Raw genomic sequence first — 16147 nt, forward strand, 5'->3', positions numbered from 1 at the left:
ATTCTTGCCGTGGCAGCGCACTCCGCGCGCCGACGGGAGGATCGATGTCCGCGTTCAGAAAACCACGGTGGCCGAAAGCCGCGCTGTCGGGAATGGCCGCCGCCGCATTGTTGACGGCGGCGCTGCCCACGGCGCCGCCTGCCCGCGCGGCGGACCGGCCCGGTCCGCCGGTACCCGCCCGCTACGCCCACCAGCAGCTCAACTGGCAGCCCTGCGCGGGGAAACCGTCGCTGGAGTGCGCGCGCATGACCGTGCCGCGCGACTGGCATCACCCGGACACCGGGGCCGACCTCACCCTCGCGGTGTCCCGGCACCGCGCGAGCGACCCCGGCCGGCGGCGCGGCGTCCTGATGATGGCGGCGGGCGGCCCGGGGGCCTCGGGGCTGACCCGGCCCGCGGACTTCGCCGAACGCTCGCCCGCCGTGGGCGCCGCGTACGACGTGGTCGGCTTTGACCAGCGCGGCGTCGGCAGCAGCGCACCCGCGCGGTGTCAGACCGACGCCGAGTTCCAGGACTTCTACGCCCACGACTTCCGTGACCGATCGCCCGCGGCGCTGCGCGGTGTCCTCGACCGCTCCCGGCGGCTCGTCGCCGGCTGTCTGCGGCGCAGCGGCGATCTGGTGCCCTGGCTGACCACCGAGCAGGCGGTGCGCGACATGGATCTGTTCCGTGCCCTGCTCGGCGTACGCAAGATCTCCTATTACGGGCCCTCCTACGCGACCTGGCTCGGCGCCTACTACGCGACGGAGTTCCCGCAGCGCGTCGAGCGCGCCGTACTGGACAGCAACTTGGACTTCAGCGGCACCTGGCAGGACGCCGAAGCAGGCCAGCCGAGAAGCTTCCAGCGCCGCTTCGAGCAGGACTTCCTGCCCTGGATCGCGCGGCACGGCGCCACGTACCACTACGGGCGCACCGCGGCCGAGGCGAAAGCACGGTGGGAGGCGCGCCGCCACGCCCTGCGCGACCACCCGCTGACCGTCGGCTCCCTGACGATCGGGCCCAACCAACTCGACAACGCCACTCTTCAGAACATCTACAACGCACAGCGGCAGTTCCCCCAACTGGCGTCCGCGCTCAGCGCCCTCGACCACTGGCCGGCCGCCACACCGGCCGAGCGCACCCTCGTCAAAAAGCTCTTCGGGAGCTATCTGTCCCCGGGTTTCGCCGCCACCTTCTTCTCGGTGACCTGCAACGACACCCCGTGGCGCGGTGACCTCGGCTACTGGATCCGGCGCAGCGCCGAGGACACCGCGGCCCATCCGCTCGCCGGGGCGCGCGAACTCGCCTACGCGGCGACCTGCGTGGCCTGGCCGGTCCCCGCCGCACCCCGGGTACGGGTCACCGGCAAGGGGCTGCCGACCACGCTGATGCTCAACTCGGAGCACGATCCCGCCACGTACTACGAGGGCGCGCTTGCGGCACACCGTGCGCTGCGCGGTTCGCGGCTGGTCACCGTGCGGGGCGGCGGCGATCACGGCCAGTATCAGAACGGCAATGCGTGCGTCGACGGCCTCGTGAACGCCTATCTCCTCGACGGAGCCGCTCCGGAGCACGATGTGACCTGCGCGGCCGGCCCGCTGCCGGCGCCGTCGGGACGCGGATAGCGCACGGCACACACAGCGGCCCGGGAGGCGGGGGCGACTCACCGGTGGTTCAGTGGAAGGAGAGGCAAAGCCCATCCATGTGTGTTCCGAAGGTGAGAGCGATGTCGGAGTTCAACCTCGGCGATCCGCTGGACAAGAACTCGGAAGAGTTCGTCAGGACGCCACCCCCCGTCGTCCTCCGGGTCCAGCCGAGCGGCTTTGTGCGGCTGAAGACCCCCGAGCAACTCCGGGCGTGGGAAAACGCGGTGCGGCTGACCACCGGCCTGGACATCGTCGCCGACAACCTCGCGGGTGTGGCCGCCGAATCGGGCTGTGAATTCGGCGAGGCAAGCCATAGCGACGCGTGCGACATGGAATGATCCTGGCCGTCTCCTTCCACGACGACCTGCATGCCCTCGCCGTCCAGCACGCGGTGCGCAGCCGCGGTCACGCCTTCCATATCGTGGAATGCGACACCATCAGCGGCCGGCAGAGCCTCTCCTGGCGCTCCCACCGCGAGGAAGCGGACGGTCGCGCCGGTGCCGCGACCGTCCTGACGTCCGAGGGCGTGCCGGTGTCCCCGGAGGAGGCGGCGCTGCTGTGGTGGCGGCGGGCCAGGGCCGATCAGGACATCACCGGGGCGGCGGGCAGCGCCCATGAGCGCAGTCTGGTCAACAACGACTGTCGTGGCGCGCTGGGCGGAATTCTCGCGGCAGCCTTTCACGGCGACTGGATTTCACCGCCCGCCGCTACGGACCTGGCCGCCGACAAGCTGTATCAACTGGCCGTGGCACACGCGTCCGGCTTCCGGGTGCCACGGACCCTGATTTCGCAGTCACGGGAGGAGGTCATCGCCTTCACCCGGCAGGTCGGACGGACCATCGTCAAGCCCGTGGTCGGCGCCCGCGGGCCTTCCCTCTACACACGCTGGATCGACGCCCCGGAATTGATTCCGGCGCAGTCGTTCGAGATCTGCCCTGCGACGTATCAGGAGTACATCGAGGGAAGCCGCCACATCAGGCTCAATTGCTTCGGCGACCGGATGTACGCGGCGCTGATCGAGACGACCGCGCTCGACTGGCGCCCCGACCTCAATGTGCCCATCTCCCCGTGGCCCGTCCCCGACGACATCCGACAGCGCGTCGGCACGGTACTGCACCAACTCGGCCTGCGCATGGGCATCGTGGACCTGAAGCTGACCCCGGAAGGGGAGCCGGTCTGGCTTGAGGTGAATCCGCAGGGGCAATTCCTGTTCCTGGAACCGCTCACGGGGGAACCGCTGACCGAGCACTTCGCCGACTTCTTGCTCTCCGCGGCCTGAGCGGGGCCGGCCCGGACCGATGACGGGCGGGCCCCGGTGGAACCCCCGGCTGACGCGGCCCGCGCCGAATCAGGCCCGTCGCACGAGGAGTTCGGTGTTGCGGTCCGCCGGGGTGCCCGCCAGTTCTTCGTGGACCGCGCCGGTCATACCGGCGAGACCGGGTGCGTTGTAGGACAGCTCGCGGTAGAGGGACGCGAGTCCGACGGCCGACAGGTCGTCGAAGTCCGTGTGGTGCGGTGCGGCGGACTCGATGAGGGTGGTGAACAGGGACAGCGTCCCGTCGTGGTTGTCGACGAGTTCGATGACCCGGGCATGCTGCGGATAGTCCAGATGTGAGGCGGTGTTGACCTCCCAGAAGGAGCGGGCGGCCGTCGGGTGGGCGTGCGGCGTGATGCGATTGACATGGCTGTGGCCGTTGATCCACGCCACCACGTTCGGGAATCGGCTCAGCAGGGCGATGACCTCCTCGCCGTCGTGCCGCCGCTCCTCCGCGCGCGCCGCGTCGGGCCGCCGGGTCATGCTCGGGCTGTGATGGTGGCTGAACACCAGGATGTGCGCGTCATCGGCACCGTCATTGCGCACCAGCCTTCCGTCCGCGTCGTAATGGCGGGAGCTGTGGTCGGCCAACGTCCGCTCCAGCCACTGGAGTTGCTCGGTTCCCAGCGACCCCTCGTAGTGACCGCTGCGGTAGGTGGTGTCGATGCTGATGCCGACGACGCCCTCCGCGACGGGGAAGGAGTAGTACATCCGGTCGCCGTCGAGGTGGTTGTCGGTGTAGCCGTGTCCGACGGGTCCCGCGCCCGCGAAGGCTGGGTCCAGGTGGGCCCGCAGATACTCGTGCGGGGTGGCCATCCGCCGGCGCTCGTCGGGGGTCACGGTCCGTGCCCGGCGGGCGTTGCGGGCGAGGATGTCCTTGAGCACCGTGCTCTTGGGGTCGTCGCCGGAATCCAGCACCTTCTTGAACGCGGCGACATCGGTGTCCGGTACGGAGAACAGCTTGCGTGACCCGGTGATGTACTCCGTCAGCATCGGGTCCTGCGGGGCCAGACAGCCGCCCGGCAGGTCGTCGTGGTTGCCAGGCGTCGAGTACCACGGCATACGCAGACCGGGGCTGGTGACCGGGCGCATCGCGGCTTCGAGGTAGCCGGGTATCCGCGGCAGACCCCGCTTCTTGTCCTGGTCGCGCAGACCGTCGTCCGGGTGCCAGTACAGGGGGAGGCCGGAGTTCTGTACGCCTTCGAAGGACGCCGAGTCTCCGGTGTTGGGGGTGATGCGGCCGCCGCTCATGAGGGTGAGGAACCACTCCAGCTCGACCATGGAGTGGTTGTCGATGTTGTCGCCCGTGGACATCACGAACGCCGGCGGACGGCCCGTGTGCGGTCCGCCGCCGAGCGCGTTGGCCTGCTCCACCAGCGAGACCGAACCGGCGACCGACAGCGCCTCCTGCGCCCGCCACGACCCCGGTGACCCGGCGCGCAGGAACTCGCTGCGCAACGGGCTCTGGACGTCGACCACATGGAGGTCGGTGAACTGGATGAAGCACGCCAGAGGGGTGCGCCGGTCCTGGCGTCCGGTCGACGCGGCGGCGAGTTCACCCCGGACGACCAGCGGCCAGCCGGGGCCGGAGGTGAGGCGGCGGTAGCCGCTGCTGCCGGCGAGGCGCGCCGCGGTGTCCAGCGTGGTGGCGCCGTACGGTGCCGCGCGGCGTACGGCCGGGCGGGCGGGAGCGGTGCGGGGGAGCGTCCGCGCGGGTCCGGCGCCCGGCGCCGCGCTGCTGCTGCGCTGGCCCGGCAGCGCCCAGGCGGCGCCGGCTCCGGCGACGGCGGCACCGGACGTGAGGAGGAAGTGACGACGGTTGGTGGGGATCTGGGTCATACCGGCCATGCGGCCCTCCGTGCCGTGGCGGGGAGGCCCGACCACAGCGGTGTCACCAATCGGAATGTCTCATTCCAGAGCTTGGGCGGTGCGCGTGACCGGTAGCTGAACGAACCCGGAACGCGGTACACCCATTGCCTGTCGGTTATCGTCCGCCGCTCGCCCGGCCGTGCCGACCGGGACGCCCCGCTCCGAAGCCGCCACATGGCGACGCGATGTCCGGTAGATCTGTCGAAGGCAAACCGCAGGGAAACCTGCCGCCCGCCGACGCCGACGGCGACGCGGGAGCAGGTCTCCCGTCCCGCACCGTCCCCGTTCCCCACGGCAGGAGAGCCCATGTCCAGCAGCCCCGCCCCGATCCGCATCACGTCCTACGGCGCCCGCTGGGGCGCCCCGCCCCGGCACGACACCGGCGCCCTCGTACTGGACGTCCGGGACCGGATGTGGGACCCGGCCGACGCAGCGATCACCGCGCCGCTGGTCGTGCTGACGGGGCTGGACCCCGAGGTCCGCGACTATGTGCTGTCCGCCCCGGACGCCCGGCAGACCGTCGAGCGCACCGGCCGTCAACTGCTCGCTCTCCACCGGGCCGGCACCGACGAGGCGGTGCACCTCTACGTCGCCTGCTGGTACGGCCGCCACCGGGCGCCGGCCGTCGCCCGTGCCGTCGCCGACTGGCTCGCCGAGCGCGGAACGGCCGCCGACGTCGAACACCGCGACATCGCCCGCCCCTTGATCCACCGCGAACCCGCGAAGCAACTGGAGGCCTGCGCCTTCTGCCGGATGGCCGCCGGCACGGACCCCGCCCCACTCGTCCGTGACTGGCCGGACGCCTTCGCGATCGTGCCCCGTCGCCCGGTCACACCCGGACACCTCCTGGTCATTCCCCGCCGCCATGTCCGGGACGCGACGACCGACCCCGCCGTGACCGCCGCGGTGATGCAGCGCGCCGCGGAGCTCGGCGGAGAACTCGCAGAGGACCTGAACATCATCACCGCAGCCGGCCCCGCGGCGACTCAGACCGTCTTTCACGCCCATGTCCACCTGATCCCCCGACGCCACAGCGACGGCCTGCCACTGCCCTGGACCCCACAGCGTCAGTGAGTCCCGCCCCCGATGCCTTGCCCAATACGGACCCAGCGGCATTCGGTAGCGCCACCGCCGCACTAGAGTGAAGCGGTGACCCCGTTACCGGAAGACCTGCCGCCACGGATCAGTGAAGACGAGCGCGACACGGCCGTGCAGCGCCTACAGGACGCGTACACCCAAGGGCACCTCTCGCACGAGGAGATGGACGCACGCCTCCACCAGGCACTCACCGCCAAGACGCCCAGCGAGCTCGCGGCGGCTCTGACCTCGCTGCCCGAGGAGAAGGCGGGGACCACGGCCACGATCGCCGCCGCCGGTGGACGGATCCGGCGGGGCGGCGCATGGCGGGTACCTCGCACGCTCAAGGTCGCGTCCGCATTCGGAAGGGTGCACCTGGACCTGTCCCGGGCGGTGATCGAGCATCCGGTGGTCGACATCGAGCTGCAACTCGGCACCGGCAGGGCCAAGATCACGGTGCCTCGCGCCGCGATGGTCGAGGTCGAGGACCTGCACGCCGGGTGGAAGGACCCGCTCTACAAGATCCGGCGGCGCTCCCGTAGCGGCGGACCAACGATCCGGATCTCCGGAACCATGGGGTTCGGACGGTTGAAGATCCGCCACGCGCGGCGCTGAGGCCCCCGCCGGCACCAGGTCCGTCCATCCCGCACGGAGTCGACGAGCCGACCCCGCACCCCCGTATCACCACTCCCACGGCACCCCTCCGCCCGCGACCCCGGCCGAGCGGCGGCCTGCGTCGGTCGAGGCCGGGCGATGGCCGAGGTTGAGGGCGGTAGCGAGGTCGACGGACCGGTCGAGAGCGGCGTCGATACGGGCGTGGAGCAGCGGGCCGCCGCCGGTGAAGCCGGTGGTGCCGAGGGCGGCGTTGAGCTTGGCGGCGGCCGCCGCGGTGACCGTGATGCCGGTGTCCATACGCAACGCCGCGGCATGGGTGTCGATGGCGGAGGCGATGGCCGGGCGGGTGAAGGTGCCCACGGTCATGCTCGGGCCGCGGTTCAGCCGGGCGCGGAGGGTGCCCTGGCCGAGGTCGACGGTGAAGCCGGTGACCTTGACGGTCTTCTTGGCCGTGCGGTTGACCAGCGCGATCCCGGCATCGGCGAGCCGCAGTTCGCCGCCTGCCTTGCCGCCGCTGTTGGTGACCGCACCGCCCTTGATGGCCAGGCTGATGCCGCCGGAGTCGTGATGCGGAGTGACGGTGCCCCGGCGGTCGACGTCCGCGAGCGCCACACCGCGTGCCTTGAGCGCGGCAAGAAGGGCGGGCGGCGTGGCGAAGCGGGCCGAGCCGCCCTCGACGGGGACCTCGGTGTGACCGGCCGGGCGGGCCGGGGCGGGCCGGCTGCCCGACGGCGGGGTGGTGGCCGAGGGCTGTGCCGGGGCCGGGGTGGCGGCGAGAAGAGCGGTGGTGAGCGCCAGAGCGGCGGCTGTGGCGAGGTGGCGAGCGCGCATGCGTGTCCCTTTCTCCGTGTGACCGGGTGCCGGAATCGGATGCCGGGAGACCCACGGCCGACGGGCGGTCGCCGGGGCATCCGTACCGTGATCATCTGGTCACTTTAAGTGGGCGTCTCCGGGGTCCTCGGTAGCCCGGCCCGGGACTGGGCCAGCCGCCTGAAAACCGGCACTTCGCAGACGACCCATTGCCACCCTCACCAGGTCGCCGCCGGAGACCGGCCTCGCTGCCCTACCGTAGGGCGCCATGAAGGTTCTGGTCATCGGTGGCAGCGGGTTCCTGGGGACGGCACTGGTGCGCCAGGCGACGGCTGCCGGCTGGGGCTCGGCCGCGACGTACTGTTCCCGCCCCAGCAGCCTTCCCGGGGTCTCGTGGCATCAGCTCGACCTTCGCGCCCCGGGCCACATCGATGAGGTACTGGCCGCGTCCGACCCCGAGGTGGTCATCAACGCGACGAGCGGAGGAAGCGACTGGGCGGTCACCGCCGACGGCTCGATCCGCGTGGCGATGGCCGCGGCGCAACGTGGTTGCCGACTGGTCCAGGTCTCCAGCGACGCCGTGTTCTCCGGTTCCCCAACTCCCTACGACGAGACCTGTCTGCCCGACCCGGTCACCCCGCATGGCGCGGCAAAGGCCGCCGCCGAGACCGCTGTACGGCTCCTGGCACCGGCCGCCGCGGTCGTCCGCACCTCATTGATCATCGGGCACGGCGGCTCCGCGCACGAATGCCTGGTCCATGCCCTGGCGGCCGGCACCCACGACGGCGTCCTGTTCACCGACGACATCCGCTGCCCGGTGCATGTCGACGATCTGGCCTCCGCCATGTGGGAACTCGCGGTGTCCGACGGGGCCGGGGTCTTCCACCTCGCCGGGTCGGACGCCATCAGCCGTCATGAACTCGGCGTTCTCATCGCCCGACGCGACGGACTCGACGCCGGCCGGCTGGCTGCCGGGCGCCGCGCGGACACCCGTATGCCCGGGGCCCTCGACGTCCGCCTCGACAGCAGCGCCACACAGGGGCGCGTCCGCACCCGGCTGCGGGGAGCCCGGGAGTTCCTCCAAGGGCGGTGAGCGGAACCGTCGTTGCCCGTCGGCAGCCGCGGATCGATCCGTCTCCGCGGGTATGGTCACCTCGGCCACCCGTCGGTAACTTGTCCACGGCCGTCGGTGGTGCCCCTGCCGAGCGGCCGCTTGTCGGACGAAGCCGGCGAGCACGCCCGATGAAGCAGGCGATGACGTGCAGCCGTTCTTACGTTCCGTGTGCCGTGCCCTGGCGATGTGCCTCGTACTGACGGGGCTCGCCGTCCCCGGGGCGGCCGCGGCTCCGGCCCTGCGGGATGCTTCCGCGTCCGGACCGTCAGCCGCCGGCAAGGCCGTGGAGGCGTGGACCGCTCCGCTCTCCACCAGGGGCCGCTACATCGTCGACGCCGACGGCCGGCGCTTCCGGCTGAAGTCCGCCAACTGGGACGGGGCGCAAGGCTCCTGGAACGGTTCGGGCGATATCGATGACCCGGCCGGCCACCACGGCGGCCAGAACTCCCACGGCATACCCCTCGGCCTCGACCGCGTAAGGATCGCCGCTCTGCTGGACGACTTCCGGGCGCTGGGTCTGAACAGCGTCCGGCTGCCGTTCTCCAACGAGATGCTGCATGCCACGGCCCCCGTGCCCGATGCCGCGGTCGCGGCCAACCCGCAACTGCGCGGCAAAACTCCCCTGCGCGTCTTTGACGCCGTGGTCGAGGCGCTGACCGCGGGTGGCTTCGCGGTCATCCTCAACAACCACACCAACACCACCCGATGGTGCTGCGGCCTCGACGGCAATGAGCGGTGGAACAGCCGCCAGTCCACCCGGCAATGGGCCGATGACTGGGTCTTCATGGCCCGCCGCTACCAGCACAACAGCCGCGTGGTCGGGGCGGACCTCTACAACGAGGTGCGCCGGGACGTCCTGGACGACCCCAACTGGGGCCTGGGCGACGGCCACGACTGGCAGGCCGCCGCGCAGGAGGCGGCGGACCGGATCCTCACCGAGGCCAACCCCCGTCTCCTCATCGTCATCGAGGGCATCAACTGGACCGGCGTGCCGGTGGACGGTCTGCCCCACGACCGCCCCACCCTCGCCCCGGTCCGTACGCTCTCGCACACCCTCGTCACCTCCGGGAAACTCGTCTACTCGGCCCACTTCTACGGCTACACCGGCCCGCACCACAGCGGCGCCACAGGGGTGGGGGAGACCAGTGACCCCCGCTACCAGGACCTGACCCGCGACCAGCTCCGTGCCGTACTGCACGACCAGGCGTTCTACGTCTCAGCGGAGAGCGGTCAACATTTCACCGCGCCCCTGTGGATCAGCGAATTCGGCGTCGGCTCCGAGGAATCAAACCCGGCCGCCCGTACCTGGTTCGGCAACCTCACGGACTACCTCGCCGACACCGATACGGACTTCGCCTACTGGCCGCTCGTCGGCTGGAGCACCGACGGCCAGGGCCGGCCGGCCGGGGACAACTGGGCCATGCTGCGGTACGACAACGCCGGGCGCCGCAGCGGAATCCTCGACGGCGCCGACTGGCGGGCGGCCGCATGGCACCGGCTCATGACCGCGCCACAAAAGACGGGACCGGTGCCACCGGCCCCCGCCTGGCACCTGCTCACCACCGACCACCGCGACTTCGTGCAGTCCCTGAGCGCCCGCTCGCTGGGCGACTGGGACAGCGGGGCCCGCAAGGCGGCCTGCCCCGACGGCGAACGGCTCATCGGCCTCAGCCACACCCGGGGCCGCGGGCTGTGCACCGACGCCCCCACGGCCCGCCCGCTGCACGCACCCGGCAGCACCCCCACTGTGGTGCGGGACGAACGCTATGTCCCCGCCGGTGGGGACTGGGCGCCCGGCTACAGCAAACTCCAGTGTCCCGACGACCACTTCCTCACCGGCTACAGCCTGCGGGGTGAGAAGGTCTCCGCCGCGTTGTGCACACCGGCCCGCACCGCTCTCGGCACGGGCGGCAGCACCCTCTGGTTCGACCGCGGCGACAACCGTCCGCCCGGCGGTCCCGGCGGCGACTTCGCCCACGGCCACTACAAGGGACAGTGCCCTTCCCGCTCCTATGCGGCAGGCATCGCCTCCACCCAGCGCATCGGCCACCTGGGCCGCCCCGACGCCCTGCTCTGCCGCCCCCTGACCGGAGAAAACTGAGTCGCCCCGAAGGACCGGCCGGGGTATCAAGGGACGCTGTCCACGACACTGTTCCGATGCGGAGGGCGCCCATGTGCGCGCGTAAGATGCACACCGACGAGACGGACACCGACGTGCCTCTCGTGCGCCGGCTGGTGGCTGCGCAGTTTCCCCGGTGGGCTGACCTGCCCGTCACGACGGTCGACTCCGCCGGCACGTCCAACGCCATGTTCCGGCTCGGCGACGACATGGTCGTACGGCTCCCGCGCATCGAGGGGGCCGCCGCTGACGTGGCGAAGGAGCACCACTGGCTGCCACGGCTGGCCCCCTCGCTCCCGGTTGCGGTACCCGCACCGCTGGGCAAGGGCGCGCCCGCCGAGGGCTACCCCTGGCAGTGGTCCGTCTACCGCTGGCTCGACGGGGAGACACCGACTACCGGCCGCCTGGCCGCGCCCCACGCGCTCGCGGCGGATCTGGCGGAGTTCATCACCGCGCTGCACCGGGTCGACCCCGCGGACGGGCCGCCGTCCTACCGCAGCGAATCCCTGGCGGCCCGGGACCAGGCGACCCGCGCCGCGGTGGCGGAGCTGCCCGGCCTCGTCGACACCGGCGCGGCGATCGCCGCCTGGGAGACGGCCCTCCAGGCGCCCGCCTGGCCCGGCCCGGCCGTCTGGATCCACGCAGACCTGCAACCGGGAAATCTGCTGACCTTCCGTGGACGGCTCGCCGCTGTCATCGACTTCGGCTGCCTCGGGCTCGGCGATCCCGCCGTCGATCTGATCGTGGCGTGGTATCTGCTGCCCGCCGACGCGCGCGGCGCCTTCCGTACGGCCCTGGGGGCCGATGACGCCACCTGGGCCCGCGGCCGCGGCTGGGCGCTGTCGATCGCGCTCAACGAACTCCGCTACTACCGCGAGACCAATCCGGTGATGGCGGTCATCGCCCGGCAGGTCATCGAGGAAGTCCGCATCGAGCACGCACAGGCCGCCGTCTGACCCCGGACCACCGTCGGGCGTGGCATCCGGGCCCGGCCGCACGGCCTCCGCCCGGGCGCGTGGGGCCGGTTGTGGAACCGTAGGTGACCGAAGCCCGGAATGATCGTTCTCAGGTGGTGAAACGTATCGTCACCATCTCGTTCCTTGTCCTGTCCTGCCTGGTCCCGGCCGCTCCGGCGCAGGCCGACGGCCCCGAGCGGATGCCACAGGTGGCAGGCCAGGGCCTGGTCGCCGCCTACCGGGCCCTGAACTTCGACACCTCCGTCCAGCTCAGGGACGGCCGCGGCGCCGGCCGCCATGTGCTGTGGCCGGCGAGCTGGAAGGTCTGCTCACAGAGCCCGGAGGAAGGCGCATCCCTACAGGGCCGCCATGCCACGCTCACCGTCGTCAAGACCCATGAGGCGTGTCCGGTCTGATACCCGTCGCCCGCGGTGCCGCGGGGCTCAGTCGCGCGGGAGACGGCCCTTGCTGCGCATGGCGGCGCGGACACGGTCCTCGGCAAGGCGGCGGCCGGCGGCGTGCGGGGTGATGTCCTGCTGCCGGGCCTCGTTCAGGACCGTCACCGTGTTGGCCCGCAGCCTGGCCGAGACCGACTCGAAGATGCTCGCTGTGCCGGGCCGGAACCCGGAGTAGCGGGCATCCATCGCGAAGGCGGCCGCGACCACACCGCCGGCGTTGGCCACGAAGTCGGGCAGCACGGTGACACCGCGCTCGGCGAGAATGCTCCGGGCCTCCGCCGAGGTCGGCAGGTTCGCGCCCTCCACGATGAGCTTCGCCTTGATCTCGTGCGCGGTGCCGCGGTGGATCACGTCCTGGAGCGCGGCGGGCACCAAGATGTCGCAGTCCACGGTGAGTTCGGCGCCTGCGGGGAGCGCGGTACCGGCCGGGTGACGGGTGACGAAGTGGTCGCCGTGCTCGTCACGCGCCGCCAGCAGGGCCCCCACATCGAGACCGCTGGGGTCGTACCGCACCCCGTGGGCCGTGGACACCGCCACGATGGTGGCACCCAGCTCCGCGAACCGTGTGGCGGCCGCGCTGCCGACCGCACCGAAGCCCTGAAGGGCGACCCGGGAGCCGGCCAGCGGCAGCCCCTGGTGCTGCGCCGCGGCGTCGGCCGCCTCGGCCACCCCGTAGCCGGTGACGCCGAGCTTGTCGTAGGCCACCCCGCCGAGATGCTCGGGAGTGCCGACGGCGGCACCGCGGTCGCCCAACTCGTCCTGGATGATGGCGGCATCACTCTCGGTCAGGCCCATGTCGAGCCCCATCACATACTCGCGGGGCACCTCGTTGGACAGCGCACGGGCGAAGGCCCGCAGCACCGCCTCCTTGTCGCGGGACGCCGGGTCGGCGACGATGCCGGCCTTGGCGCCGCCGTAGAAGAGGTCGACAGCCGCCCACTTCCACGTCATGACACGGGCCAGCCGGGAGACCTCCTCCACGGTCACGCCGGGGCTCATCCTCGTTCCGCCCTTGCCGATACCGCGGGCGGTGTTGTCGATCACCAGGACGCCCTTCATGCCGGTGCGCCGGTGCGAGACGACGACGATTTTCTCCGGGCCCCACTCGTCGACGAGAGAGAGTGCATCAGTCACAGGAGTGTTCCTTGTCGGTAGGAAGCGAAGGGAGGCCGGCACGGGCAGTCGTGCCGGCCGGGCGCAGTGCCTGGGCGATCAGCTGGGCGAGATGGGTGCCGCGGCGTGAGGTCTGCTGGGCGATCTGGGTGCGGCAGCTGAAGCCGTCGGCCAGGATCCGGGTGTCCGCCGGGGCCGAGCGCACCGCGGGGAGCAGGACCTGTTCGCCCGCGGCGACGGAGACGTCGTAGTGGCCGCGTTCGAAGCCGAAGTTGCCGGCCAGGCCGCAGCAGCCGGAATCGAGTGCGGTGTTGTCGATGCCCAGACGGTCCAGCAGCGCGCTGTCGGCGCTGAAGCCGGAGGTGGCGTGCTGATGGCAGTGGGTCTGGCTGATCGAGCGGGCCTCGATCCGCGGGGGCTGCCAGTCGGGGGCGTGGTGGACGAGGAGTTCGGCGAGGGTGAGCGTGGCGTGGGAGAGGGCGCGGGCGTCCTCGTCGCCGTCGAGGAGTTCGGGCAGATCGGTCTTGAGGGCTGCCGTGCAGCTCGGCTCCAGTCCGACGACGGGGAGGCCGGCGGCGACGGCGGGGGCCAGCGCGGCGGTGGTGCGCCGGGCGATGCGGCGGGCCGTGCCGAGTTGTCCGGTGGTGATCCAGGTGAGTCCGCAGCACTGCGTGCCGTCCGGGACCCGCACCCGGAACCCGGCGTCTTCCAGTACGGCCACCCCGGCCTGGAGGACCTCGGGGCTGAAGTGGTTGTTGAAGGAGTCGACCCACAGCACGACCGGGCCGCGCCGGCCGTCGCCCCGGGGCGTCCGGCCGCGGAACCAGGCCAGGAAGGTCTGCCCGGCGAAACGGGGGAGTTCCCGCTGTGGAGCGATCCCGCCGAGGCGTTTGACGGCCGGGGCCAGGCGGGACGCGGTGAGTGCGTTGACCAGGCCGGGGGCCCGGGCGGCCAGCCGTGACAGCAGTGGCAGCCAGCCCATGGTGTAGTGCGAGGCGGGCCGGAGCCGTCCCTTGTAGTGGTGGTGCAGGAACTCCGACTTGTAGGTGGCCATGTCCACTCCGACGGGGCAGTCGGCGCTGCACCCCTTGCAGGACAGACACAGATCGAGGGCGTCGCGGACTTCGGTGGAGCGCCAGCCGTCGGTGATCACTTCGCCCTGTGTCATCTCGTACAGCAGACGGGCGCGGCCGCGGGTGGAGTCCTTCTCGTCCCGGGTGACCCGGTAGCTGGGGCACATGACGTCGCCGCGGTGGTCGGCGGAGCGGCATTTGCCGACGCCGACGCAGCGGCGGGTGGCCTTGGCGAAGTCCCCGTCGTCGGCGCGGAAGGGGAAGACGGTGGTCAGGGGCAGCGGAGTGCGGTGCGGGCTGACGCGCAGATTTCCGTCGACCGGCAGCGGCTGGACGATCATGCCGGGGTTGAGGCCGTTGTCGGGGTCCCAGATGCTCTTGAACTCCTCGAACAGCGCGATGACGTCGGGGCCGTACATCAGCGGCAGCAGCTCGGAACGGGCCTGCCCGTCGCCGTGCTCACCGGACAGCGAACCACCGTGGGCGGCGATCAGCCGGGCGGCGTCGGTGACGAAGGCGCGGAAGACGGCGGTGCCCTGCTCGGTGCCGAAGTCGAAGTTGATCCGGACGTGCAGACAGCCTTCGCCGAAGTGCCCGTAGACGGCGCCCTGGAGCCCGTGGTGATCCAGCAGCTCGGTGAACTTGCGGAGGTAGGAGCCCAGTTGGCCGGGCGGAACGGCCGCGTCCTCCCATCCGGGCCAGGCCTCGGCCCCGTCGGGCATACGGGTGGCCAGCCCCGCGCCGTCCTCGCGGATCCGCCACAGGGTGCGGGCGCGCACGGGGTCGGTGATGACTTCGCTGCCGGTGCACCCCGCGGCTTGGCGCGCGGTCTCGGCCAGCGCCTCGGCCTGCCGGGGCAACGCGTCCGCGGTGCCGCCGAGTTCGGCGAACAGCCAGGCCCGTGCGGCCGGCAGGGTGTCGATGGCGGCCCGGGTAGCGGGCCGGGCGACGATGTCGGTCAGCGCGTGGTCGAGCCCTTCCAGCGCCAGCGGCTGATGCGCCAGCAGGGCGGGAACCGCGTCCGCCGCGGCGCACGCGTCCGTGAACCCGAGGACGACCAGGGCCCGCGCGGGGGGAGGGGAGAGGAGACGGACGGTCGCCGAGAGGATGACGGCCAGTGTGCCCTCGCTGCCGACCAGCGCGCGGGCGAGGTTGAAACGCCGCTCGGGCAGCAGCTGTTCCAGTGCGTAGCCCGACACCTGCCGCGGGAACCGCCCCAGTCCGGTGCGCAGCACCGCCAGATTGCGCTGGGCGAGACCGTGCAGCGACGCGATCAGCTCGCCGCGGTCGCCGCCCGCCGCGACGGCCTCGTCGATCTCCTCCGCGGTCATCTCGCCGAGCCGGACCACCGTGCCGCGGTAGGTGATCACTTCGAGTTCCACGATGTTGTCCGCGGTGCGCCCCCAGGCCAGGGAGTGTGATCCGCAGGCATTGTTGCCGATCATGCCGCCCAGCGTGCAGCGGCTGTGGGTGGACGGATCGGCACCGAACAGCAGACCGTGCGGGGCGGCGGCCCGCTGGAGATCGTCCAGCACGATGCCGGGCTCGACGGTCGCGGTCCGGGCCTTGGGGTCCAGCGCGAGCAACCGGTGGAAGTACCGGGAGAAGTCGAGCACCACGCCCGGCCCGACGGCCTGCCCGGAGGTGCTGGTGCCCGCACCGCGTGCGGTGACCGGCACTCCCAGCCGGCGGCAGACATCCAGCGTGTTCCGGATGTGCCGCCGCTCACCGGGGAAGACGACGGCCAGCGGGATCTGCCGGTAGTTGGAGGCATCGGACGCGTACTGTGCCCGGCGGCCGGCGTCGCCGGCGACCTCGCCGCAGTCCCCCGCGCCGAGGGCCTCGGCCACGGCTGCCGCGTCGAGGCTGCCGGGGCCCTGGGCTGTTGTGGTCACCGTGCTTGCTCCTTTGTGCTCACCGGTCACGTTCGGCATGGTGAGACCACGATGTGGGCCCGAGGAGGCAGGGACAAGGCCCAGCAGGGCGAGAGTATTGACGCTCGA

13 protein-coding genes are annotated in these 16147 nt (G+C 71.7%); 9 read left to right on the forward strand and 4 right to left on the reverse strand.

The genetic code is table 11. The annotated features are described in order from the left end of the window. Positions 1-44 precede the first annotated feature (44 nt). The 3 genes from TU31_RS25325 (at position 45) to TU31_RS25335 (ending at position 2904) form a co-directional block, all read left to right on the forward strand. Positions 45-1604: an alpha/beta hydrolase gene (locus TU31_RS25325; protein WP_245698698.1), complete on the forward strand. Its 1560-nt coding sequence runs from the start codon at positions 45-47 to the stop codon at positions 1602-1604. 101 nt (positions 1605-1705) lie between these two features. Further along, positions 1706-1963, forward strand: coding sequence for a hypothetical protein (locus TU31_RS25330; protein ID WP_042158512.1), 258 nt, complete (start codon positions 1706-1708; stop codon positions 1961-1963). Beyond that, positions 1948-2904 (forward strand): ATP-grasp domain-containing protein, encoded by a 957-nt coding sequence (locus TU31_RS25335; RefSeq protein WP_245698699.1) that lies wholly within the window; start codon positions 1948-1950, stop codon positions 2902-2904. Before TU31_RS25330 ends, TU31_RS25335 begins: the two co-directional genes overlap by 16 nt. A 69-nt stretch (positions 2905-2973) precedes the next feature. Here TU31_RS25335 and TU31_RS25340 read toward each other — a convergent pair whose 3' ends face one another. Then, positions 2974-4788, reverse strand: a complete 1815-nt coding sequence (locus TU31_RS25340) for a TIGR03767 family metallophosphoesterase (protein WP_042158517.1) — start codon at positions 4786-4788, stop codon at positions 2974-2976. 327 nt (positions 4789-5115) lie between these two features. On the opposite strand from TU31_RS25340, the gene TU31_RS37070 reads away from it, so the two are divergent. Further along, entirely contained in the window at positions 5116-5883 is a 768-nt protein-coding gene (locus tag TU31_RS37070; RefSeq protein WP_158894643.1) for an HIT family protein, read from the forward strand. Positions 5884-5958: 75 nt separating this feature from the next. Further along, positions 5959-6501: a DUF1707 SHOCT-like domain-containing protein gene (locus TU31_RS25350; protein WP_042158518.1), complete on the forward strand. Its 543-nt coding sequence runs from the start codon at positions 5959-5961 to the stop codon at positions 6499-6501. Between the two features lie 66 nt (positions 6502-6567). Here TU31_RS25350 and TU31_RS25355 read toward each other — a convergent pair whose 3' ends face one another. Then, on the reverse strand, positions 6568-7332 hold the full coding sequence (locus TU31_RS25355; RefSeq protein WP_042158520.1) for a hypothetical protein: 765 nt from the start codon (positions 7330-7332) through the stop codon (positions 6568-6570). 247 nt (positions 7333-7579) lie between these two features. Here TU31_RS25355 and TU31_RS25360 point away from each other — a divergent pair, with 247 nt between their 5' ends. The 4 genes from TU31_RS25360 to TU31_RS25375 all read left to right on the forward strand — a co-directional run bounded on the left by TU31_RS25360 (position 7580) and on the right by TU31_RS25375 (position 11916). After that, complete coding sequence (locus TU31_RS25360; protein ID WP_042158522.1) at positions 7580-8404, forward strand: SDR family oxidoreductase; 825 nt, start codon at positions 7580-7582, stop codon at positions 8402-8404. A 205-nt stretch (positions 8405-8609) separates the two neighbouring features. Further along, the gene (locus TU31_RS25365) at positions 8610-10526 is read left to right on the forward strand and encodes a cellulase family glycosylhydrolase (RefSeq protein WP_042158931.1); all 1917 of its coding nucleotides are present in this window, start codon (positions 8610-8612) and stop codon (positions 10524-10526) included. Positions 10527-10597: 71 nt separating this feature from the next. Then, complete coding sequence (locus tag TU31_RS25370; RefSeq protein WP_042158524.1) at positions 10598-11500, forward strand: aminoglycoside phosphotransferase family protein; 903 nt, start codon at positions 10598-10600, stop codon at positions 11498-11500. A 113-nt stretch (positions 11501-11613) separates the two neighbouring features. Beyond that, positions 11614-11916, forward strand: a complete 303-nt coding sequence (locus tag TU31_RS25375) for a hypothetical protein (RefSeq protein WP_042158526.1) — start codon at positions 11614-11616, stop codon at positions 11914-11916. Positions 11917-11943: 27 nt separating this feature from the next. Here TU31_RS25375 and TU31_RS25380 read toward each other — a convergent pair whose 3' ends face one another. Both TU31_RS25380 and TU31_RS25385 read right to left on the reverse strand, forming a co-directional pair. Beyond that, on the reverse strand, positions 11944-13092 hold the full coding sequence (locus TU31_RS25380; RefSeq protein WP_042158528.1) for a Glu/Leu/Phe/Val family dehydrogenase: 1149 nt from the start codon (positions 13090-13092) through the stop codon (positions 11944-11946). Then, a complete protein-coding gene (locus TU31_RS25385) occupies positions 13085-16039 on the reverse strand; it encodes an FAD-binding and (Fe-S)-binding domain-containing protein (RefSeq protein WP_042158530.1) in 2955 nt (984 codons plus the stop codon). The genes TU31_RS25380 and TU31_RS25385 overlap by 8 nt, the downstream gene beginning before the upstream one ends. Between the last annotated feature and the right edge of the window lie 108 nt (positions 16040-16147).

It is taken from the genome of Streptomyces lydicamycinicus, assembly GCF_000829715.2.
Taxonomy (GTDB): Bacteria; Actinomycetota; Actinomycetes; order Streptomycetales; family Streptomycetaceae; genus Streptomyces; species Streptomyces lydicamycinicus.